This is a genomic window from Methylosinus sp. KRF6, from assembly GCF_018887255.1.
Lineage (GTDB): Bacteria > Pseudomonadota > Alphaproteobacteria > Rhizobiales > Beijerinckiaceae > Methylosinus > Methylosinus sporium.
On the sequence record NZ_JAHLJF010000001.1, the window covers coordinates 4,236,377 to 4,256,339 of the forward strand.

The following is a 19,963-nucleotide window of genomic DNA, read 5'->3' on the forward strand; positions in this document are numbered from 1 at the left end:
GGCGGCGCCACGGAGTCGCCTCCAGGCGCGCTCCTTCCCATGCAACGCGTGATCGCGGTTCCCGATGACGGTGTGTTTTCAATAAGGTGCTACGGGCTCACGCCGATTGACGCGCATTTGCCGGACCGTGATGATGTCCGCAGCGATGTCATTACGGATTCTCCGATGGACTCCCCGCGGATATGGCGACGATGGCGAACTCGCGCAAATTTCGCGGGGCTGATCGCTTGTCTTTTCATAATCGGCAGCCTCGCTCATGCCGTCGCTCCTGCGTTCGGGGAAGCCGCCGCCGAGCGTGGCGCGTCGTCGCTTCGAATGGTCGCCGACTGCGGGACGCCGCGCGCCGACCAGGTCCCGGCCGACGAGCGCCGCGACCATTGCCGGTGCTGCATTCTCTGTAGCGCCGGAACGCGCGACGGGGCGGCCGACGTCATCGCCGAGCCGTGCGGCTTCGCCGGCTCGGTCCCGCCTAAATCCGATGTGTCGACGATCTCTTTCGAGCCGCATGTCGCTCATTTGCGGCGCTGCGGATGGATGAGCTCCGGATCGCCGAGAGCGCCGCCGCGCGTCTAATTCCCGACAGTCCTCGCTATTCGTGACGAGGCGCGCATGGGCGCGCTCCGAATGAATTGTCGCGGCCGATTTCGCGCGATCGCGCGGGGCTCATCCAATTCGTTTCAGAAGATTCATTCCATCGAGGCGCGAGACCATGAGATCGCTGATCCTTTTATCGGCGGGCGCTTCGGCGTTCGCTTTCGGAACGGCCTTGGCGGCCGACCTTCCATTGCGCGAATCCGCGCCCATTCTCCCGCTTCCGAAATGGGAAGGCTATTATGCGGGCCTCGACGCTGGATGCGTCGCGGCGAGCGCGGGCCCCATCGGCTTTGCGACCGCGCCCGCAGTCACCGGAAAATATCTCACGGATCCGGCGATGTGGCCGATGCGCGCGCCATTCTGGGCGACGCAAAACGGCGAGCTGGCCGGCGGCGGCGTCGCAGGGTTCCTCGGCGGCATTCAAATCGGTTATAATTATCGAAGCGAATATCTCGGCCCGCTCGTCGCCGGCGTCGAGGTCGATTTCCAGGGCGTCGGCGCCGGAAACCGAAATAGCGGCGGCGCGACATTCGCTCGCGACATCCTCGTCAATGGCGACGCTCTCTCCAACTCCGCGAGCGGAGCGTCGTCGCTGCAATATCTCGGCACGCTTCGCGGACGTCTCGGCTATCTCGTGGACCGGGCCTTGCTGGTCTACGCCACCGGCGGCTTTGCTTTCGGAGGGGTCGAGCACAAGATCGCACTGTCGTCTCTCTACGCCAATGCGGCGGGCCTCCCGATACAGAATGCGATCGGCAGTCTCGCCACTCTGACGCCGCAGACGGGCTGGACCGCCGGCGCCGGCGTCGAATGGATGTTCATGCCCGATTGGAGCCTCAAGGCCGAATATCTCTATTTTTCCTTGGACGGAGGAAAAGTCCGCACCGCCTCGCAAGCCTATCCGCTCGCCGCGAACGCATTCGGCGGCGCCAATGGCGCGCCGGCGGACTGGACCAGCTCTGTCGTCTCGTCGCCGCGCATGAGCGGCAGCATCGCCCGCATCGGGATCAACTATCATTTCGCTTCGAATGTCGCCGCCGCGGGACATGGCGGCGGCGCCTCGCACGGACAGGAGGGCGGCGGCGGCGCCGAGTCGCATGGCGGCGACGGCGACGGAATGCCGAAGGGCGGCGCGCGCCATGCCGGCGCCGGCCGGCATGGCGCGGGCGGGATGCATGGGAGCAAAAGCAAAGGCGCGAGCCATGTCGCCGACGCTGCGGCGGGGGGACACAAAGGGGCGGCTGGACACGAAGGAGCGGGCGGCGGGAAAGAGGGGCATGACGGAGAGCACAAAGGCAAGGTTCATACGGTCGTGCCAGCGGGCGTCTATGGCGCGCATATGGTCGGCGCCGGAGAGACGCGCTTCGCCTATACGCCGAGCTATGGCGTGATGCGGGGTAATTATGTCGGGAGCTCGACGATCGCGCCCTATCAGGTGACGCAGATTCCTTGGATTCCGAACAGCGTCTTCGCTCTGCCGAACTTCTTTGCGGCCAATCCGACGCGAACGCTGCGAAACGCTCCCGACAATATGAAAATGCAAATGCACATGTTCCACGGAATGTTCGGGATCACGGACTGGTTCAACGTCATGGTCATGGGGTCCTTGTCCGACAAGAACATGTCCATGACCGTTTTCAGGGGGCCGAACGGATCGACGCCGCTCGGCCCGACCAATTCCGCGACGCAGGGCTGGGGCGACACAATGCTGCAGGGGCTCGTCCGCCTCTATGAGGACGATATTCATCACCTACATGTGAATCTCGGCCTCAGCCTGCCGACCGGAAGCATTTCCGAGGAGATCATCCACATGCATCCGTCGGGAGTGTTCTTCCAGAAGCGCGCCTATTACGGGCTGCAGCTCGGAACGGGTACCTATGACGGATTGTTCGGCTTCACCTATAGGGGAAAACTGGACGCTTGGTCATGGGGCGTCATCTATCGGGGACGCGCAGCGCTCGGAGAGAACCAGTCCGGCTATCTCAGGGGACTATCGAACGAGATCTCGGCTTGGGGCGCCTATGATGTCGCCTCCGGTCTCGCAGCGACCGGCCGCGTGGCCGCCACGATATGGGACCGCATGCATGGTCATGACGTGCTGATCTGGGGCGCGCAGCAGGGCACGGTTCCCGACTATCAGGGCGGCGAACGCGTCAAGCTGCTCGGAGGCTTCGAATATCTCCTGAAATCCGAAGGCATGAAGCCGGTTCGCATCGCTGTCGAGGCGGGAGCGCCAGTCTATCAGCGTTTGAACGGGCCTCAGCTGGGACAATCTTGGGAACTCAATACGGCGTTGAATTTCGGATTTTGACGAAACATGGCGTGAGCTCGACATCGCGAGGCGGCGACGATGCGCATTGGTTTCAGCGAGCTGAAGGTCGGGGATCGGGGCAAAGTCATGGGCTTCGATCGCGGAAATGCGGCCCATCGGCAGAAGCTGCTGTCGATGGGCCTCACCCCGGGCGCCGAATTCACGGTGGTCCGCGTCGCGCCTCTCGGCGATCCCGTCGAAATTCGCGTGCGCGGCGCAGATTTGAGCCTGCGCAGCGACGAAGCTTCGGCGCTGATGGTCGAGCGTATCGACGCGCCGGTGACGCCCGAGCCGGAGAACGCCGTCACGATCGCGATCGTCGGCAATCCGAACTGTGGCAAAACGACGCTGTTCAACGGCCTGACCGGCGCCCATCAGCGCGTCGGGAATTGGGGAGGCGTCACCGTCGAGAAGAAGGTCGGCGCATTCGATTTCGCGGGCCGGAGCTATCGCGTCGTCGATCTGCCGGGAATCTATTCGCTGGACGCGCATGACGAAGCGTCCGCCGTCGATGAGAGCATCGCGCGCGATTACATTCTCTCCGGCGAAGCGGATATCGTCATCAATATCATCGACGCGTCCAATCTCGAGCATGGACTCTATCTGACGACGCAACTGCTGGAAATGGCCGCGCCTGTGGCCGTCGTCCTCAATGTGATGGACGACCTCGACGAGCGCGAGGCGCGCATTGATGCGGAGGCGGTGCGGCGTCGCCTCGATCGTCCCGTCGCCGCGGTCGTCGTGACGCGTCGAAAGCAATTGGACGGTCTCGAGGCCGAGATCGAGCAATGGGTCCGTGAAAGGACGCCGTCGCGCTTCTCGCTGGATTATCCCCCGGCCATCGAGAATGCGATTGCGGAATTGGCGCGCGAGATCGGCGCGACGCAATCGAGCGGCCTCGATCCGCGATGGCTGGCGCTTCGCTTGCTCGAGGGCGACGGCTTCGCCGCGCGCAAGGTCTCGCCGCAGGTCAGAGAGGCGCAGGCGCGTCTCGCCGAAAAAATAGCGAGCGAGACGCAGAGCGATCCCGACACGCTCATAGCGGACGCTCGCTATCGTTTTGCGCATGGCCTCGCCGAGGAGGCGCTCGCCGCACGCCCGGTGACGCGCGTCACCGCCTCCGATCTCATCGACCGCATCGCGTTGAATCGATTTCTCGGAATTCCGATCTTTCTCGCCGTGATGTATTGCCTGTTCTGGTTCACCATCGCGCTCGGCCGCGCCTTTCGGCCCTTCTTCGTGATGATGTCGGAGACCTTTTTCGTCGAGGGGCCGCGCTATCTTCTCGGCGAGATCGGCAGCCCGAAATGGCTGACCGCGATACTGGCCGACGGGCTCGGCAATGGCCTGCTGCAGGTGGTGACATTCATTCCCATCATCGGCTTTCTCTATCTCTTCGTGTCCATGCTCGAAGAGTCGGGCTATATGTCGCGCGCCAATTTCATCATGGATCGGCTGATGAAATCTCTCGGCCTGCCGGGCAACGCCTTCATTCCGATGGTCGTCGGCTTCGGATGCAATGTTCCGGCGATCATGGCGACGCGTACGATGGAGCGACCGCGCGATCGCATCGTGGCGGTGCTGATGAGCCCGTTCATGAGCTGCGGAGGGCGCCTCGCCGTCTACACTGTGTTCGCCGCGGCCTTCTTTCCTGCGGAGGGGCAGTTCGTCGTCTTCGGCATTTATCTGCTCGGCATTCTCTTCGCGATGCTCACCTCGCTGCTGATGAAATTCAGCCTGCTGCCCGAGGAGCGCTCGCTGCATGTGCTGACATTGCCTTCCTATCATTGGCCGAAGCCGCGCAATGTGCTGATCAATTCCTGGATCCGGCTGAAGATGTTCCTCTTCAAGGTCGGAAAATACATCATACCGCTGGTGTTTCTGGTGAAGATTCTGAGCGCCTGGGGCACGGACGGCTCTTTCGATCGCAGGCCGATCGAGCAGTCGATGCTCGCGGCGGGCGGCCGCGCGATCACGCCGATCCTGGCGCCGATGGGCGTCACGCAGGACAATTGGCCGGCGACCGTCGCGTTGCTGACTGGCGTGCTGCACAAAGTCGTGATCGTGAGCACGCTCGGCTCGATCTATCTGGAACAGGCCCAGCACGCGCCATCGGCCTCGCCGGAGCGTCATGAAGACGCGCCCGTAGCGGCGCACGCCGCCGCCGCGAATGCGAGTCCACCGGAAGCGAAAGCGATCGAAGCGGAGACGCCGAGTCCAGAGAGCGCCAAGCCGCCGCAGCGCGGGGCCGAGCGGGACAGAGCGCTCGCCGAGGCGGAGGCGAAAGCGCGTATTACCGCCTTCTGGCGAAGCGCGGCCACGGCGCAAGCTTTCGCCGCGGCGGTGGCGGAGGCCAAATGGAGTCTCGCGCGAGACGATCGGCGGGCTCTCTTCCTGATCGATCCGCTAGGCGGCGCGCATACGCTCGCCGGCGGCGTCGAAGGCGTCAGCGTGAAAGACATTCGCAAGCGCATGGCCCAGCTCGATTCCAAGGTTCTGCCGAGCGTCGGCGAGGCCCAGGAGAAAGCGCGCGCGGCCATCGCCGCGGAACGCGCGCGAGCTGCGGCCGAGCGCGCGGCCGCGGCTCCGCCCGCGCCGGCTCATGCCGCCGAACCGAAACACGAGGCGATGGAGCATATGCCGCCGCCGACGGCCGAGCAGGCGCATGAGCGCCAGAGACGGCGAGGCGCCGCTGCGCCGAGCGCAGACGCGCATCTCACAGCGCCCGTGGCGGGCGGAGGCTTCGATTTGCGGGAAAGGCTGCATCGCGCCGCCATGACCGTGCCGCGAAATCTCGCCGCGCTGGTGGGGATCGGCGCGCCGGTGCGCCTGCATGGCGCCGCGGCCGGACTCGCTCCCGCGCTGGCGACGCGCTTCGACGGCAAAGTCGGAGCGCTCGCCTATCTCGTCCTGCTGCTGTGCTATCCGTGCATCTCGACCACGGCCGCGACCGCTCGCGAGACGAGCCGGCGATGGACCGGCTTCATGGTGTTCTGGACGCTCAGCCTCGGCTATGGCGCCGCCGTCCTCTTCTACCAGATCGGAACATTCGCATCGCATCCTTCTTCATCCGCCGCATGGATCATCGGCGTCCTCGCCTATTTCATCCTTCTCGGCGCCGCGAGCTTCTATGTCGGGCCACGGTCGAAGACCGTCCCGGCGAACGCGGGCGTCGAAGTCTGATGCTCATGGAGCTCGCCGATTTTCTGGCGTCTCGGAAGGAGGCGACGGTCAGCGATGTCGCCGGCCATTTCGACATAACGCCGCAGACGGCGCGCGCGCTGCTCGAACATTGGGTTCGCAAGGGGAGGGCGGCGCGGATCGGACTGGAACAATGTCGGCAATGCGCCATTCACTGCGGCAAATCCTGGCAAGCCTATCGATGGATCGAAGGACGCGACGAGCGGCCTGACCGATAGACGACGGCGGCGCTTCCGCAGGAGACAAAATGACGCCGCCCTCCGTGCGAACGGGCGACATCTATGCGGTCGAGCAAGCCGATGAGGACCATGACGGGCGACACTCGATCTCGAAGGGGAGAAAAGATGAATAACGCCATTCGCGCGGCGATCGCCGCTTTCACGCTGATCGGCGTCGGCGCAGTCGGGCCTCTCTCGCTCGCGCAGACCACAGCGCCGATGGAGCATGGCGGCAAAGGCGGCCGTCACGGCGATCATGCCGGCCCTTCTTCCGACGGGGCGTTTCACAAACGCTTCGACGATGCGGCGAAATGGGCGAAAAAATTCGACGATCCGGCGCGCGACGCCTGGCAGAAGCCGGAGAAGGTCGTCGACGCGCTGCATCTCGATCGCGCCGTGCGCGTGGCGGATATCGGAGCCGGCACCGGCTATTTCAGCGTTCGGATCGCCGAGCGCATTCCGAACGGCAAGCTCTATTCCGCCGATGTCGAGCCTGACATGGTGACCTATCTCGGCGAAAGGGCCAGGCGCGAGGGCCTCTCCAATCTCACGCCGGTCCAGTCCAGTCCCGACAAGGCGGATCTTCCCGAACCCGTCGACCTCGCTCTCGTCGTCGACACCTATCATCATATCGGAAATCGCACGCGATATTTCTCCGCGCTCAAATCGTCGCTGCGGCCGAAGGGACGACTGGCGATCATCGACTTCAAGGCCGACTCGCCGGACGGCCCGCCCGTGGAACATCGAATTCCGCCCGAGAAAGTGACGAAGGAGCTCGAAGCCGCCGGCTATTCTCTGGTCGAGACGCACGACTTCCTGCCGCGGCAATATTTCCTCGTCTATCAGAAGCGCGATTGATCTGCGCGTCTTTCGGGCTCCTCGGCTCGCGCTGGTCATGTCGAAGGCGCGCGGAATTCATCTCCCTGGTCGTCCGAGGCCGCCGGGACCCGGCCTGCCGCCGCCGCCGAATCCGCCCGGAAAGCTCGGACCGACGGGATCGCTCGGAATCGCGGGCGTCCCATAGCCGTGCGGCGCGTCTGGACCGCCGAAGCCGGACGGAAATTCGACGCCGGGGGCGGTCTGTGGCTCCGCAGGGCGGCTCGGAGCGTTCGGAAACGGCGAGCCCGCGCGCGGCTCCTCGGCGGCGCCGCGCTTGCCGAGCCTCTCGCTCGTCCGCAGCGAGCGGATGGACCATGCGCCCGCCGATGTCGCATCGATGCGGACGACGGCCCGCGCGACGCCCTGGAAGGGGAGCGCGCGCCCGCCGTCGAGCGTCGCGCCGCTCGCGGTTTTGACCGTGGCGCCATGACGCTCCAGATAGGTCTCGACGAGAAAATCGCTGGGCCCGCGCGGCAGCCAAACGTCGGCGGCCGTCGACGTCACGTCGAGCGCGCCAGGGGTCTCGGCGCCGCGCACCAGAATTCGCTGGCCGAGCATGGCCTCCGCGACGCCCGACAGCGGCTGCGCGCCGATCGCGAGACGTCCATCGAACGACCGCGTGACGACGCCGACGAGCTGAGCGGCGCCGGGCTCGGCGCTTTCGACGAGGCTCGCGACAATGGTCTGATTCGGCAGGCGCAGGCCGCTCACCGCGACCCGCCGCCCGACCGAAAACACGCCCGCCTCGATTTTCGCGCCGCGGGCGAATTCGACTCTCTGCCCGAGAACGCGCAGGCCATGGTCGAAGACTTGCTCGATCGGCCCGACCACTTCGCGCAGAATCTGAATTTTCGTCGTCGTGAATTTATCGCCGTCGCGCATTGCGACCAGCGACACGACATGGCCGATCCGCAAATCGCCGACGCGCGCCCGGCGGCCGTCGATGCGCACCTCGGCGTCTGCGGGATAGGACACGCGCAGCCCGTTGACGATGATGCTGCCGAATGCGCGAATGGTTCCGACGACCCCCGTTCCGCCGATGCCATTGTCGCGATCGGGAATGGCGGAGAGATAGCCGGTTCCGCCGATGCCATTGTCTCTCGGCTTGTCGCCGGCGGCGTGCGCGCGCGTCACGGCGGAGGACAGCAGCGAGGCGAGAAGCGCCGCGAAGCGCCGCCGTGTCGGATGTCGGAACGCGCTCACGAGCGGGAGCCCTTTTGTCCCTTCGCCGGCTCTCGCGGCGGCCGCTCTTCCTCGCGATACACATAGACGCCGAAGGTCCAGCGCCAATGTCCGTCTTCGCCGCTCTTTTGCAGCGTCTGCGCCTCGCGATTGGCTGCGATCAGCCCTTGCATCGCCAGCTCGCGGGACAGCGCCTCGAGCCGCCGCGCGCTCGCTTCCGAAAGCCCCTCGTAATGAACGGCGCGCTCCATGAAGGGCGCCGTCTCATCGAGATGCGCCGGCTCGTGAGCGATATTGGCGGCCGCCGCCGCAATGTGATCATGGAGATTGCGGCCGAAATAATAGAGCTGGCGCTCGTCGTCCCTATTGGGCGCGATCGCCGCCTCGCCGAGCGCGACGCGTCCGTCCTCGTCGATCGACACGATCTTGCGGTCGAGCCATTCGTCGAGAATGGCGCGCGGCCGCACGTCGCGCGTCACTTCCTCGACGAGGGCTTCGAAGGTCGGGCCGCGCCCGCTCGATCCGGCGCGCCGCAGCGGCGCGGGAGCGCCTTTCTTATCGGCGAAGCGCCGATCGCCGAGCCATAGCGCGACGATCTGCGACGCGCGCGACACGCTGGCGGGAACTGTCCGCACCGGAGCGCCGGCCTCGCGCAGGCGCCGGACTTCCTTGCGGTGAATGCCGGTGAGCAGGCTGATGCGGCTGTCGGTCTGCTCCTTGTCGGGCAGAACGAAATCATGAACCGCCACATTTACGTAGAGCTCGCGCAAGAGATCGCACAGCGCCGGAAATGTCGTCCCGTAGCGAATGAGCAGACGCACGAGCGGACGCAGCAGCCGGGCGATCGGCTGCTGAAGACGCGCGGCGTCGGTGAGCCCATTGTCCTCGCTGTCGGCCATGATCGAACCGAGAGTCGTTCCGGTTCAGATCGAACCGGAATGATTCTCGGTCTCCTTGTTCGGTCGTGTTTTCGTCACGCGAAACAATTCCCACTTCGCTCGAAAGCACTCTAGCCCGCCCCTGCGTGGGACACAATCCCACGTGGACTTGACAGCAGGAGTTTTTGTTCGCACACTACGTGGGATAATTTCCCACGCCTAGCGATGGGGCGGGGATCGCGCGCTGTCGACCGCCGAACGGCTCGCCGCGATCGCAAAGAGGATGCGCGATTGAGCGTCGCGCTCCAGAGCATTCGGGACTTCTCGAGCCATGAACATGCATACGACGCCGGATCTTCTGAACGATGGACGATCTTTTGCGCCCGCCGTCGGCGTCGAGCCGCCGCAGGACGACGCGACGAGAATAGCGCTCTATCTGGCGACGCAAATTCAAAAAGAGCATTTCGAGCTGCACCGACAGCGCGTCGCCGGCGCCATCGATCCGGTGACGGCGCATTGCTATCTGAAGATCAAGGAATTCTATTGGACCACGGCGCGTCTCTTGGGTTTCGCGCATCTGCACGACGGCACGCGCGCGCGCATCCCGCATCCGCCGCGTCCGCCGCTGCCGCCGTCGCTGCGCGGCGAGGATCCCACTCGCGCCATTCTCGGCGCCGCGACGCCGCGTCTCTTCATCGATGTGACGCCGACCTATCGATATGGCGGCAACCAGGGAATTCAACGCGTCGTCCGCGAGATCGCCAAACGATCGCTCCGCAGCGACGGCTCATTGCCGGTGGTGATCGAAAACGGCAGGCTCGCGCCTTATTTCGCAGCGCAGAAGCCGCATCCGCCGATCGCGTTTCGCAAGGGCGACAAATTGCTGATTTTCGACGCGAGCTGGCTGGCGACCGACGAATATGTTCCAATCATCGAGAGATTGACGGCCGCCGGCGGACAGCTCGTCACCTTGGTCCATGATCTCATTCCTCTGACGCAGCCGCTCAGCGTCTCGGCGCCGATGACCGAAAGATTCGAGCATTGGTTCGAAGCCGTCGTCTTGAAGAGCGATCGAATCCTATGCGTCTCGCGAAGCGCCGCCGACGATTTCGTTTCCTATGTCACGCGCGAAGGCAGCCGCACAAAGCCCGATTTGCGCATCGGCTGGTGGCGGCTCGGCGCCGATTTCGACGAGCAGACCGACGCGCGCGTCTCGGCCGAGGCGAGCGACATAATGGCGGGCGCGACGCCGATCTTTTTGAGCGTCGGCACGCTCGAGCCGCGCAAAGCCTATCCGATCGCGCTGGAGGCTTTCGATATTCTCTGGCGCGCCAATGTCGTCGACGCGCGCTATGTGATCGTCGGCCGCGCGGGCTGGCAGAGCGAGGCGCTGCAGCGAGAGATCACAAATCATCCCGAATTCGGCCGCCGTCTCTTCTGGCTGAGGGATGCGAGCGACGCGGATCTGCGCCTCTGCTACGAGCGCGCGCGCGGATTGATCTTTCCGTCGACGGTCGAAGGATTCGGCCTTCCGCTCGTCGAAGCCGGCCGCCGCGGCCTTCCGGTCATCGCCTCCGACATTCCCGTGTTTCACGAGATCGGCGGCGCCGATGTCCGTTATTTCGATCTTCTCGACCCGGTCGCTCTCGCCGGCGAGATCCTGCGTCTGTCGCGCGAGGCGTCGACGAGCGTCCGAGCGTCTCACATCACCTGGGACGATTCCGCGCAGGCGCTCTTCGATCTCATATGGACCGACGCCTATCCAGCGCGAATGCCCGGCGCAATTTCCGAGCCGGGCTCCGCCGCCATGACTGACCAGCTTCGCGCCGTATGAGACTGCGCCACGAGAGGAGCCTCCATGAATCTGCTGTCCGTGATCATGATGATCCAGCCGCATATCGAAACGGCCGCCGAAATTCTCCGATTCCTGGGCAATGGGCTGGTCATCGTCGATCTCGTCGGTTTCGTGGCGATGCTCGGAATTCTGATCTTCGAGCTGTTTTGACGCCGCCGTTCGAGTGGCCGGCGGCGCCCGACGCGCTTTGCGAATATGAGAGAGAAAATGCGATCTTGCGATCGAAGCGCGATATTCATCGACGGCGCCAATCTGCATTTCGCCGTCGGATGTCTCGGCATCGATCTCGACTATGCGCGTCTGCTGCGCCTGTTGCGCGGCGGTTCGCCTGCAGCGAAGGTCTTCTATTATGCGGCGTCGACAGAGGCGCAATCCGACGGGAGCGCGAGCCGGCTGACCGATTGGCTCGCCTATAATGGATATGTCGTCGTCGCCAAGCCGGTCGCGCAATCGGTCGACGGCTTCGGTCGCCGCAGAAACATAGGCAGCATAGACGTCGATCTCGCGGTCGCCGCTCTGGCGATGGCGGAGCATGTCGAGGCGATGACATTGGTTTCCGGCAATGGCGCTTTCCGACCGCTCATAGAGGCGGTCCAGCGCAAAGGCGTGCGCGTATCCGTCGCTTCGACGATCCGAACGCGGCCGCCGATCATCGCGGAAGATTTGCGGCGTCAGGCCGATGAATTCATCGATCTCGCCGACCTCGCCGACGAGATTCGTCGCGCGCCGTTCGAAACGGTCGGTCGACGATCGCCGCCGCGACCGGAATGACTCTGAATATCCTTGTTCGGTCGGTTTTCTTCACGCGAACCGATTCCCACTCGAAAACCACTCTAGAATCGTTTCGCTAGGATCGGCGAGACGCCGCGTCGCCCGAGGGCAGGAAGACGGCGAGCAATCCGATCAGCGGCAGGAAGGAGCAGAGAAGGTAGACGAATTCTATGCTCGTCCGATCGGCCAATTCGCCCAGCGCCGCCGCGCCGACGCCGCTCATGCCGAAGGCGAAGCCGAAGAACAGGCCGGAGACCGCGCCGATGCGATTGGGGGTCAACTCCTGCGCATAGACGAGGATCGCCGGAAAGGCCGAGGACAGCATGAAGCCGATGATCGCGCTGAGGCCGATCGTCGCTGGAAGGCCGACATAGGGCAGAGCGAGCGTGAAGGGCAGCACGCCGAGGATCGACGCCCAGATCACGCGCTTGCGGCCGAGCCGATCGCCGAGCGCGCCGCCGATGACCGTGCCGCCGGCGGAAGTGGCGAGGAAAACGAACAAATAGATTTGCGCATCCTCCTGCGTCGAGCCGAAGCGGCTCATCAGATAGAAGACATAATAATTGCCGAGCGCGGCCAGATAGACGAATTTCGAGAACATCAGCGCGACGAGCACCGCGAGCGCGCGGCGCCGCTGGCCGAGGGAAAGGCCCGTGTCCACAGGCGGAGCGATGCGGGACGGCGCCCGCGCATGGCCATTGCTGCGGAACCAATGGCCGAGCGCCGTCACCACGCCCATGCCGCCGAGCGCGACGAGCGCGAACCAGGCGAGGCTGGCCTGCCCGCGCGGCAAAATGAAGAAGGCGGCGAGCAGCGGTCCGAGCGACGAGCCGAAATTGCCGCCGACCTGGAACAGCGATTGGGCGAGGCCATGCGCGCCTCCCGAGGCGATGCGGGCGATGCGCGAAGATTCGGGATGGAAGATTGAGGAGCCGATCCCGAGCAGCATCGCCGCCGCCAGCAGCGCCGGATAGCTGGGCGCGAAGGCGAGCGCCAGCAGCCCGCACAAGGTCGAGCCCATGCCGACGACCAGCGAATAGGCTTGCGGGCGGCGGTCGGTGTAGAGGCCGACCAGCGGCTGCAGCAGAGATGCGGTGATCTGATAGGTGAAGCTCAGCAGGCCGATCTGCCCGAAATCGAGATCGAACCCGCCTTTCAGCAGCGGATAGACCGCGGGCAGCAGCGACTGCATCATATCGTTCAGGAAATGGCAGAAGCTGATCGCGCCCAGCACGGAAAATGCGGGCGCGCCGGCCTCCGGCCGGGCGGCGATGGATCGGCTCAAGGATGCGACCTTTCTTCCTCGGGTGGCGCGCGCCGCCCGAGGCTGCGACACATAAGAAGCAAAGCCCGCGCCGTCCACAAGAGAACGACATTGCCGCGCCGGCGGAGCGCCGTTCCCGCTCCTGTCCGGCGCGACGAGCGTTGACCCTCGGCGGCGTCGGGACGATAGTGCGTCAACACTGCCGCGTAGCCGCGGCAAACGCCTGTTTTCCCTATGAGAGGTTCAAAAATGTCCGCCTATGTGAAAATCGAGACCGTGTCTTTCGGCGAGGCGGAGCGGCGTCTCGCGGCGTCTCCAGAGGCTGGCGGCAGACCTCTCGTCCTCATCGCCTTCGCCGGCGCCAAGCTCCGTTTCGGCTCCGAATCGGAGACGATTCTCAAAGAGGCGCTCCCGCAAGTGACCCGCGCCGCCGCCGCCGCGAAATTCACTGGCAAACGCGGAACTTCGCTCGATCTCTATGCGCCTCAGGAGCTACCGTCGGTCGGCCGTCTGCTCGTCATCGGCGTCGGCTCCGCCGCGGAGGGCGAAGGCCCCGACAAGGCGGAGATTTTCGACGATTTCCTCGGCCTCGGCGGCCAGACGGCGGCCAAGCTCGGCCAGGGCCAGACTGCGCTCGTCGTCTTCGATCCGCCCGAGGCGCCGGCCGATCCCGCCGCCGCGGCCGGCCAATTCGCGCTCGGCGCCGAGCTGCGCGCCTATAAATTCGACCTCTATCGCACCAAGAAGAAGAAAGACGATTCCGAGCGCGAGGGCGCGAGCGACATAGCGCTCGCGATCGCCGACCCCGACGCCGCGCGCGGCGCGGTCGGGCAGTCGCTCGGCCTCGCGGAGGGCGTCGTCATCGCCCGCGATCTCGTCAACGAACCCGCCAATGTCCTCTATCCTGAGGAGTTCGCCCGCCGCGCCGCCAAGCTCGCGGCGCTCGGCGTGGAGGTGGAGATTCTCGACGTTCCAGCGCTGGAATCGCTCGGCTTCCGCGCGCTTCTCGGCGTCGGCCAGGGCTCGGTCCATCCGAGCCGCGTCGTGATTCTGCGCTGGAACGGCGGCGCCCCCGGCGCGCAGCCCATCGCCTTCGTGGGCAAGGGCGTCTGCTTCGACACCGGCGGCATCTCCATAAAGCCGGCGGCCAGCATGGAGGATATGAAGGGAGACATGGCCGGCGCCGCCGCCGTGACCGGGCTTCTCCATGCGCTGGCGATGCGCAAGGCCAAGGCCAATGTGATCGGCGTGCTCGGCCTCGTCGAGAACATGCCTTCGGGCGAGGCGCAGCGGCCGGGCGACATCGTCACCTCGCTCTCCGGCCAGACGATCGAGATCATCAACACCGACGCGGAAGGCCGGCTCGTGCTCGCCGACGCGCTCTGGCATGTGAAGGAGACATACAAGCCGGCCTTCATCATCGATCTGGCGACGCTGACCGGCGCCATTCTGGTGGCGCTGGGGCAGGAGCACGCCGGGCTCTTCTCCAACAATGACGAGCTGGCGGGCCGCCTCCTCGAGGCCGGCAAGGCGACCGGCGAGAAGCTCTGGCGTCTGCCGATGGGCCCGGCCTATGACAAGCTGGTCGATTCGAAATTCGCCGATATGAAGAACACGGGCGGCCGTCACGCCGGCTCGATCACGGCGGCGCAATTTCTGGAGCGATTCGTCGACAAGACGCCATGGGCGCATCTCGACATCGCCGGCACGGGCATGGGCTCGCCGGCTTCGGACATCAATCAGAGCTGGGCGTCCGGCTGGGGCGTGCGGCTGCTGGACCGTCTGGTGAAGGATTATTACGAAGGCTGAAGCGGCCCGCCGCCCCGCCGGCCTTCGGCGGGGCGGCGTCGATACGACGGCGTTCGGATAATCGCGTTCGGATAACCTCTTGCTCGACCGACCGGAGCAGTCTATAGACGCCCTCGTCCGCTCCCTTCGTCTAGTGGCCCAGGACGTCGCCCTCTCACGGCGAAAACAGGGGTTCGAGTCCCCTAGGGAGCGCCATTTGCGTATAAAACCGCGAACGCTATTGCCGATTTGTTCTCCGCCGGAGACGACGGCCTGTTCGAGGCTGGTTTTCGAGCCGTGAATGCGGATGACGTGGTTGTCGGCCTCGGCGACCGCCCGCAAATAGGCCCTGCGGAACGACGTTTCGCCGACTGTGATCTTTTCTCGCATGAAGGCGAGCAGCCTGGGATTCGAATTCGATCTCAGAGGCCGCGTAGACGACAATTGGAGCGTCACCGCCGATTACACGCATGACGATGTGCGAACCGTGGAGGGCGCGGGCTCCTACGATCCGCTGACGCTCATCGCGACGCAGCGCGCCGGCGCCGAGCTGCCGGGCAGTCCGCGCAACTACGGCAATCTGCGCGGGACTTCCATATTCGGCGCTCGATCGATCACGCGCCCGCCTCGACCGATGCGGAAGCCGACGCCACGCGCCGTATCGATCGCATTGTCGCAGGCGAGAGCGCCGAATTTCGCGCGAATGTCGCGGCTGTGGCTGTCGATATCGCGCAGCCATGGGCCACATCCGAAATCTGGTCGCGCGTGAACGCCATGCCGGGGCAATCGGCCGGCGCCGCAGCTGCGGCGCCGGCGAGGGCGAGCCGCAATCCTTTTGTGCAGCTACCCTTTCGCTGAGCGGCAAGGAGGCGCGCTCGACGCGAGGGCGGGGCGCGGCGTCAAAAATCGGCGTCGTAGCTCGATCTCTGCTTTGCAGAAGAAGCGACGAGCGCTATATTGATATGTCGATAGGTCCAGACATAACGGAATATCACCCAGAGGGACGCCAATGATGGAAGACAGGGTCTATAATGTGCTTTTTCTCTGCACCGGCAATTCCGCGCGCTCGATCATCGCCGAGGCGATCCTCGATCGCGTGGGCGCCGGTCGATTCAAAGCCTATAGCGCGGGCTCCCGGCCAAAAGGCGAGGTCAATCCGTACACGGTGGCGGTGTTGGAGAAGTCCGGCTTCAAAGCGGATGGCTATCGCTCCAAAAGCTGGAGCGAGTTTGCCGAGCCCGGCGCTCCGCCGCTCGATTTCGTCTTCACCGTCTGCGACGCCGCCGCGAAGGAAGAGTGCCCCTATTGGCCGGGCCAGCCGATGACGGCGCATTGGGGCCTGCCCGACCCTGCCGCTGTCGAAGGGACCGAGATCGAGAAGCATCTGGCCTTCGCCGATGCGTTCCGTATGCTCAACAACCGCATCTCGATCTTCGCCTCCCTTCCGATGAAGGGCCTCGACAAGCTCTCCTTGCAGAGGCGGCTCGAGGAGATCGGCAAGGCGAAGCCTGTCGACGCCCCCTGAGCGCGTCGCGCTCGGAGGCGGACGGCTCGGGTCATGCTCGAAACGCCGGACTTGCGATCTGATGGAACCGGACGATCCGACTCCCGATTTGGACCCGTTGCTGTGCGAGGCTCTTTCATGGGTCGTCCGCATGCATTCGGGCGAAGCGACCCGCGCCCATCTCGTCGAGCTGCAGCAGTGGCGCGGGATGAGTCTCGAGCATGAGGAAGCCTTCCGCGAAGCCTCGCGGCTCTGGCGCGCCTGCCGTGAGGCGGCGCGCGAACTGGCCGAGGAAGCCGCAGCCGCGACGGCCGCCGCGGATCCGCCTCCGGCAGGCGCTCGATGCGATCCGCTCCAGGACCGCTTGTCGACAGGTAGTGACGCGTCGAGAATTCGACTATTCTCGCCAAAGGGCCGCTGACGGTCCAAGGAGGCGAGGGACAAATGACGGAAGATCGGATCGCCGCAGCCGAGATCGTCGGCATTTTCGAGGCCTTGGCGCAGACGACGCGCCTCGAGGCCTATCGTCTGCTGCTGCGCTATCTTCCCTATGGACTGCCTGCGGGCGACATCGCCCGCCTTCTGGCCGTGCCGCACAATACGCTCTCGACCCATATCGCCCATCTCGAACGCGCCGGACTCGTCCTCGGACGACGCGAGGGGCGTTCGGTGATCTACGCCGCCAATTCCAGCAAATTGGGCCATGTGCTCACGACGATGCTGACCGATCTCGGAGCATCGCTCGATGATCTCACTCTCGCGGCGCCCGCCTTTCCGCAGAAGCGTCCGAAATCGGCGAGCAAGCGGGTCCGCAATGTCCTGTTTCTCTGTTCCGGCAACGCCGCGCGCTCCATTCTGGCGGAGGCGGTTCTGAACCGCGAGGGCGGCGACCGCTTCCGCGCTTTTTCGGCCGGCAGCAGGCCCGCCGAGCGGCCCGATCCGGTCGGCGTGGAACTGCTGTCTTCGCTCGGCTACGACACGCGCGCGTTTCGCTCCAAGAGCTGGAAGGAATTCACCAAGCCCGACGCGCCGCGCATGGATTTCGTCATCACCCTCTGTGACGACATTTGCGAGCAGCCCTGCGGCCCCTGGCCGCGCAATGCGCTGCTGGCGCATTGGGGCGTCGCCGATCCGGCGATGGCGAAGGGCGACGACGCGCAGAAACGCGCCGCCTTCATGGAAGCCTATCGGCGTCTCGGCGCGCGGCTGACGGCCTTCGTCAATCTGCCCTTCGAGTCGCTGGACCGGGCGGCGCTGAAGAGCCGTCTCGCCGATATTGCGATGATGGAAGGGGCGACGGAACTGGCGGTGAATAATGCTGCGTGAGCGGTGGCGGGTGGTAGAAAATTCCGCAAAGCGCCTTTAGCCGTCAATTGTTGTCATATCTGGGTCCGCTTTCCTCGGGTTTCGTGGACATCTCAGCGACCGCCATGAGAGCGAATATACGATAGAATTTCGAGCGCCCGGCTCACGTTTCGGCGACGATCTTTCCGATATCGCGGATGTCATATCCGCCGATGTTCTCGAATTCGTTCCTGAATCTATCGGATCGCAGAATTTTCAACATTGTCGCTATCTCGTGGGTCTCGAGCTGCTCCTTCTTGACGACGATGTCGTAGCGCTCCTTCTTGAGCGGAATGAAATCGACATTCTCGACCTGTCGGGCAATTTTCTCGTTGCCGACAGCGATATCCGCGTCGCCTCTCCCCACCGCGCTCGCCACGGTGAGATGCGACTGGTTCTCATTGTCGTAACCCTTGATTTTGCTGCCGTAGAGTCCCAGTAGGCCGAGGTTTTCGTCGAGCAGCACGCGTGAGCCGGCGCCCTTCTCGCGATTGATCATCGTGATGTCGTCTCGCGCGAGATCGCGCCACGAGCGAATGCCTTTCGGATTGCCCTTGGCGACGTAAAAACCTTGCATACGGTAGGTGACATTCACGATCAGGCAGCGGACGCCCGGCACGAGCGCTCGGACATAAGGCGCGTTGTAGTCGTCGGTCGAACTGTCCCAAAGATGCGCCGTGGCGGCGCTGACCTTGTTCAGGTAGAGGGAAACGAGGCTGTCATAGCTGCCGATGTAGGCCCGCAACGCCATGACGCCATGCATGCGCATGAAGTTCGATAGAATGTCGAGTATCAGATCCTGGCCGCAGATGACGAAGCCATTCGCGCTTCGGCGTTCGGGCGACAAATCGAAATAGCGATCCTCGTCGAGCGCCGACGGCCCATTGCGCGTCGCGGCGCGTGCGGTCGTGCCGGACCGTTCGACATATTCCCGCACATGAGCTTCGGTGAATCGGAACTTTCGACCGACCTTGTAATGGCCGATGTCGCCGTTCTTGATCAGGCCATACACGCCGCTCTTGCTGACATGCAGCATCTCGGCGACGTCCTCGGCGGTCAGGGCGCGACGTTTGTCCGGCGACACGGCCTATATCCATATTGGTTGCATTTCGTATTCTTTCGCGCATTTCTGATGCAGAGTCACCTGGTTTCAATCCCTTCATGTTTACATTGATGCTTTTCCATTGCATTTGAAGCCGCGTTTTCGAGGCTAGCTAACCACTATCTTCGATTTCGTCTTATTTCGTGTCGTTTCGGGTATCGCATCGTGCGTCGCGATCCGAAACCCATCGGAGGTTCGATATGCCCGTTCCGTCAGAGTCCGCATCGCCCTCCACTGTGGGCACGAGCGGGGGAACCGATCGGCTCATGACAAAACCCAGGCAGGTTTTCGCTTTTGTCGGCGGCGCAGCGATCGGCGCGCTCGGCGGACTGATAGGTCTCGGCGGCGCCGAATTTCGACTGCCGCTGCTCATCGGGCCGTTTCGATTTCGCGCTCTCGAGGCGGTCATCCTCAACAAGGCGATGAGCCTCATCGTCGTCGCCACCGCTCTGCCGTTTCGCGCCGCATCCGTCCCCTTTGCCGCTGTCGCCTCCAATTGGCCGATCGTTCTCAATTTGCTGGCAGGCAGCTTGATGGGCGCGTGGCTCGGAGCGGGATGGGCGACGAAACTGAGCTCCCGCAACCTCTATCGAATCCTCGCCATGCTTCTGGCGCTGATCGCCGGAGCGCTGGTCTTCGGCCATGGCGCGACGACGGCGTCCGCGCACCTCTCGGGAGCGTTGCTGATCGTCGCCGGCGTGATCGCGGGCTTCGGCATCGGGATCGTCGCCTCACTCATGGGAGTCGCGGGAGGCGAGCTGCTGATTCCGACGCTGGTGCTGCTCTTCAGCGCCGACATAAAGCTCGCCGGCAGCCTCTCGCTCGCCGTGAGTCTGCCGACCATGATCGTCGGCTTCACTCGTTACAGCCGCGACAGCGCCTTTGGCGTCGTGACGCGCAACAAGGCGTTCGTCCTCATCATGGCGTCGGGCTCGATCGCGGGAACCTTCATAGGCGGGCGTCTCCTCGGGATCGTGTCGGATCAGCTCTTGATTCCGGCTCTCTCCCTGATTCTCGTAGCGTCGTCGGTGAAAGTCTGGCGCCACGAGTAAATCGGCGCCCGAATGGAAAT

The 19,963-nt window shown here is 64.3% G+C and carries 18 protein-coding genes and 1 tRNA gene; 14 read left to right on the forward strand and 5 right to left on the reverse strand.

Annotation, left to right across the window (positions count from 1 at the left end; genetic code table 11):
- Positions 1–78: 78 nt before the first annotated feature.
- Positions 79–516 (reverse strand): hypothetical protein, encoded by a 438-nt coding sequence (locus KP010_RS19975; protein ID WP_142863639.1) that lies wholly within the window; start codon positions 514–516, stop codon positions 79–81.
- 193 nt (positions 517–709) lie between these two features.
- Here KP010_RS19975 and KP010_RS19980 point away from each other — a divergent pair, with 193 nt between their 5' ends.
- The 4 genes from KP010_RS19980 (at position 710) to KP010_RS19995 (ending at position 7,182) form a co-directional block, all read left to right on the forward strand.
- Positions 710–2,905: an outer membrane protein gene (locus tag KP010_RS19980; protein WP_216281399.1), complete on the forward strand. Its 2,196-nt coding sequence runs from the start codon at positions 710–712 to the stop codon at positions 2,903–2,905.
- 39 nt (positions 2,906–2,944) lie between these two features.
- Positions 2,945–6,088: a ferrous iron transport protein B gene (feoB, locus tag KP010_RS19985; protein ID WP_142863641.1), complete on the forward strand. Its 3,144-nt coding sequence runs from the start codon at positions 2,945–2,947 to the stop codon at positions 6,086–6,088.
- On the forward strand, positions 6,088–6,324 hold the full coding sequence (locus KP010_RS19990; RefSeq protein ID WP_185966539.1) for a FeoC-like transcriptional regulator: 237 nt from the start codon (positions 6,088–6,090) through the stop codon (positions 6,322–6,324). Before feoB ends, KP010_RS19990 begins: the two co-directional genes overlap by 1 nt.
- A 126-nt stretch (positions 6,325–6,450) precedes the next feature.
- Positions 6,451–7,182, forward strand: coding sequence for a class I SAM-dependent methyltransferase (locus KP010_RS19995; RefSeq protein WP_142863643.1), 732 nt, complete (start codon positions 6,451–6,453; stop codon positions 7,180–7,182).
- A gap of 57 nt (positions 7,183–7,239) precedes the next feature.
- On the opposite strand, the gene KP010_RS20000 is transcribed toward KP010_RS19995, so the two are convergent.
- Together KP010_RS20000 and KP010_RS20005 are read right to left on the reverse strand one after the other, a co-directional pair.
- Positions 7,240–8,406 carry a DUF5666 domain-containing protein gene (locus tag KP010_RS20000; RefSeq protein ID WP_142863644.1) on the reverse strand — a complete coding sequence of 389 codons (1,167 nt, stop codon included), beginning with the start codon at positions 8,404–8,406 and terminating at the stop codon, positions 7,240–7,242.
- Positions 8,403–9,284 carry a DUF6502 family protein gene (locus tag KP010_RS20005; protein ID WP_142863645.1) on the reverse strand — a complete coding sequence of 294 codons (882 nt, stop codon included), beginning with the start codon at positions 9,282–9,284 and terminating at the stop codon, positions 8,403–8,405. The genes KP010_RS20000 and KP010_RS20005 overlap by 4 nt, the downstream gene beginning before the upstream one ends.
- 310 nt (positions 9,285–9,594) lie before the next feature.
- On the opposite strand from KP010_RS20005, the gene KP010_RS20010 reads away from it, so the two are divergent.
- Genes KP010_RS20010 through KP010_RS20020 form a run of 3 tightly spaced genes read left to right on the forward strand, consistent with a single transcriptional unit; the run spans position 9,595 to position 11,889 of the window.
- Positions 9,595–11,097, forward strand: a complete 1,503-nt coding sequence (locus KP010_RS20010) for a glycosyltransferase family 1 protein (protein WP_246659915.1) — start codon at positions 9,595–9,597, stop codon at positions 11,095–11,097.
- 24 nt (positions 11,098–11,121) lie between these two features.
- The gene (locus KP010_RS20015; protein WP_185966540.1) at positions 11,122–11,268 is read left to right on the forward strand and encodes a hypothetical protein; all 147 of its coding nucleotides are present in this window, start codon (positions 11,122–11,124) and stop codon (positions 11,266–11,268) included.
- Positions 11,269–11,325: 57 nt separating this feature from the next.
- Positions 11,326–11,889 carry an NYN domain-containing protein gene (locus KP010_RS20020; RefSeq protein ID WP_142863646.1) on the forward strand — a complete coding sequence of 188 codons (564 nt, stop codon included), beginning with the start codon at positions 11,326–11,328 and terminating at the stop codon, positions 11,887–11,889.
- A 76-nt stretch (positions 11,890–11,965) separates the two neighbouring features.
- On the opposite strand, the gene KP010_RS20025 is transcribed toward KP010_RS20020, so the two are convergent.
- Positions 11,966–13,174 (reverse strand): MFS transporter, encoded by a 1,209-nt coding sequence (locus tag KP010_RS20025; RefSeq protein WP_142863647.1) that lies wholly within the window; start codon positions 13,172–13,174, stop codon positions 11,966–11,968.
- Positions 13,175–13,402: 228 nt separating this feature from the next.
- On the opposite strand from KP010_RS20025, the gene KP010_RS20030 reads away from it, so the two are divergent.
- From KP010_RS20030 to KP010_RS20055, 6 genes are all read left to right on the forward strand, one after another.
- Positions 13,403–14,962: a leucyl aminopeptidase gene (locus KP010_RS20030; RefSeq protein ID WP_142863648.1), complete on the forward strand. Its 1,560-nt coding sequence runs from the start codon at positions 13,403–13,405 to the stop codon at positions 14,960–14,962.
- Positions 14,963–15,081: 119 nt separating this feature from the next.
- Positions 15,082–15,157: transfer RNA gene (locus KP010_RS20035), tRNA-Glu, on the forward strand.
- A 172-nt stretch (positions 15,158–15,329) separates the two neighbouring features.
- Entirely contained in the window at positions 15,330–15,710 is a 381-nt protein-coding gene (locus KP010_RS20040; RefSeq protein WP_216281401.1) for a hypothetical protein, read from the forward strand.
- 243 nt (positions 15,711–15,953) lie between these two features.
- The gene (locus KP010_RS20045) at positions 15,954–16,466 is read left to right on the forward strand and encodes an arsenate reductase ArsC (RefSeq protein WP_142863665.1); all 513 of its coding nucleotides are present in this window, start codon (positions 15,954–15,956) and stop codon (positions 16,464–16,466) included.
- A gap of 61 nt (positions 16,467–16,527) precedes the next feature.
- The gene (locus KP010_RS23435; protein ID WP_142863649.1) at positions 16,528–16,866 is read left to right on the forward strand and encodes a FecR/PupR family sigma factor regulator; all 339 of its coding nucleotides are present in this window, start codon (positions 16,528–16,530) and stop codon (positions 16,864–16,866) included.
- Between the two features lie 23 nt (positions 16,867–16,889).
- Positions 16,890–17,771 (forward strand): helix-turn-helix domain-containing protein, encoded by an 882-nt coding sequence (locus KP010_RS20055; RefSeq protein WP_142863650.1) that lies wholly within the window; start codon positions 16,890–16,892, stop codon positions 17,769–17,771.
- A gap of 142 nt (positions 17,772–17,913) precedes the next feature.
- On the opposite strand, the gene KP010_RS20060 is transcribed toward KP010_RS20055, so the two are convergent.
- On the reverse strand, positions 17,914–18,873 hold the full coding sequence (locus tag KP010_RS20060; protein ID WP_246659916.1) for a helix-turn-helix transcriptional regulator: 960 nt from the start codon (positions 18,871–18,873) through the stop codon (positions 17,914–17,916).
- Positions 18,874–19,157: 284 nt separating this feature from the next.
- On the opposite strand from KP010_RS20060, the gene KP010_RS20065 reads away from it, so the two are divergent.
- The gene (locus KP010_RS20065; protein WP_142863651.1) at positions 19,158–19,943 is read left to right on the forward strand and encodes a sulfite exporter TauE/SafE family protein; all 786 of its coding nucleotides are present in this window, start codon (positions 19,158–19,160) and stop codon (positions 19,941–19,943) included.
- Positions 19,944–19,963 lie beyond the last annotated feature (20 nt).

Excerpts from the sequence above, each read along its gene's own strand:
- KP010_RS19975 (WP_142863639.1), bottom strand. The coding sequence starts at position 516 with ATGAGCGACATGCGGCTCGAAAGAGATCGTCGACACATCGGATTTAGG.
- KP010_RS19980 (WP_216281399.1), top strand. The coding sequence starts at position 710 with ATGAGATCGCTGATCCTTTTATCGGCGGGCGCTTCGGCGTTCGCTTTC.
- feoB (WP_142863641.1), top strand. The coding sequence starts at position 2,945 with ATGCGCATTGGTTTCAGCGAGCTGAAGGTCGGGGATCGGGGCAAAGTC.
- KP010_RS19990 (WP_185966539.1), top strand. The coding sequence starts at position 6,088 with ATGCTCATGGAGCTCGCCGATTTTCTGGCGTCTCGGAAGGAGGCGACG.
- KP010_RS19995 (WP_142863643.1), top strand. The coding sequence starts at position 6,451 with ATGAATAACGCCATTCGCGCGGCGATCGCCGCTTTCACGCTGATCGGC.
- KP010_RS20005 (WP_142863645.1), bottom strand. The coding sequence starts at position 9,284 with ATGGCCGACAGCGAGGACAATGGGCTCACCGACGCCGCGCGTCTTCAG.
- KP010_RS20010 (WP_246659915.1), top strand. The coding sequence starts at position 9,595 with ATGAACATGCATACGACGCCGGATCTTCTGAACGATGGACGATCTTTT.
- KP010_RS20015 (WP_185966540.1), top strand. The coding sequence starts at position 11,122 with ATGAATCTGCTGTCCGTGATCATGATGATCCAGCCGCATATCGAAACG.
- KP010_RS20020 (WP_142863646.1), top strand. The coding sequence starts at position 11,326 with ATGCGATCTTGCGATCGAAGCGCGATATTCATCGACGGCGCCAATCTG.
- KP010_RS20030 (WP_142863648.1), top strand. The coding sequence starts at position 13,403 with ATGTCCGCCTATGTGAAAATCGAGACCGTGTCTTTCGGCGAGGCGGAG.
- KP010_RS20040 (WP_216281401.1), top strand. The coding sequence starts at position 15,330 with ATGAAGGCGAGCAGCCTGGGATTCGAATTCGATCTCAGAGGCCGCGTA.
- KP010_RS20045 (WP_142863665.1), top strand. The coding sequence starts at position 15,954 with ATGGAAGACAGGGTCTATAATGTGCTTTTTCTCTGCACCGGCAATTCC.
- KP010_RS23435 (WP_142863649.1), top strand. The coding sequence starts at position 16,528 with ATGGAACCGGACGATCCGACTCCCGATTTGGACCCGTTGCTGTGCGAG.
- KP010_RS20055 (WP_142863650.1), top strand. The coding sequence starts at position 16,890 with ATGACGGAAGATCGGATCGCCGCAGCCGAGATCGTCGGCATTTTCGAG.
- KP010_RS20065 (WP_142863651.1), top strand. The coding sequence starts at position 19,158 with ATGACAAAACCCAGGCAGGTTTTCGCTTTTGTCGGCGGCGCAGCGATC.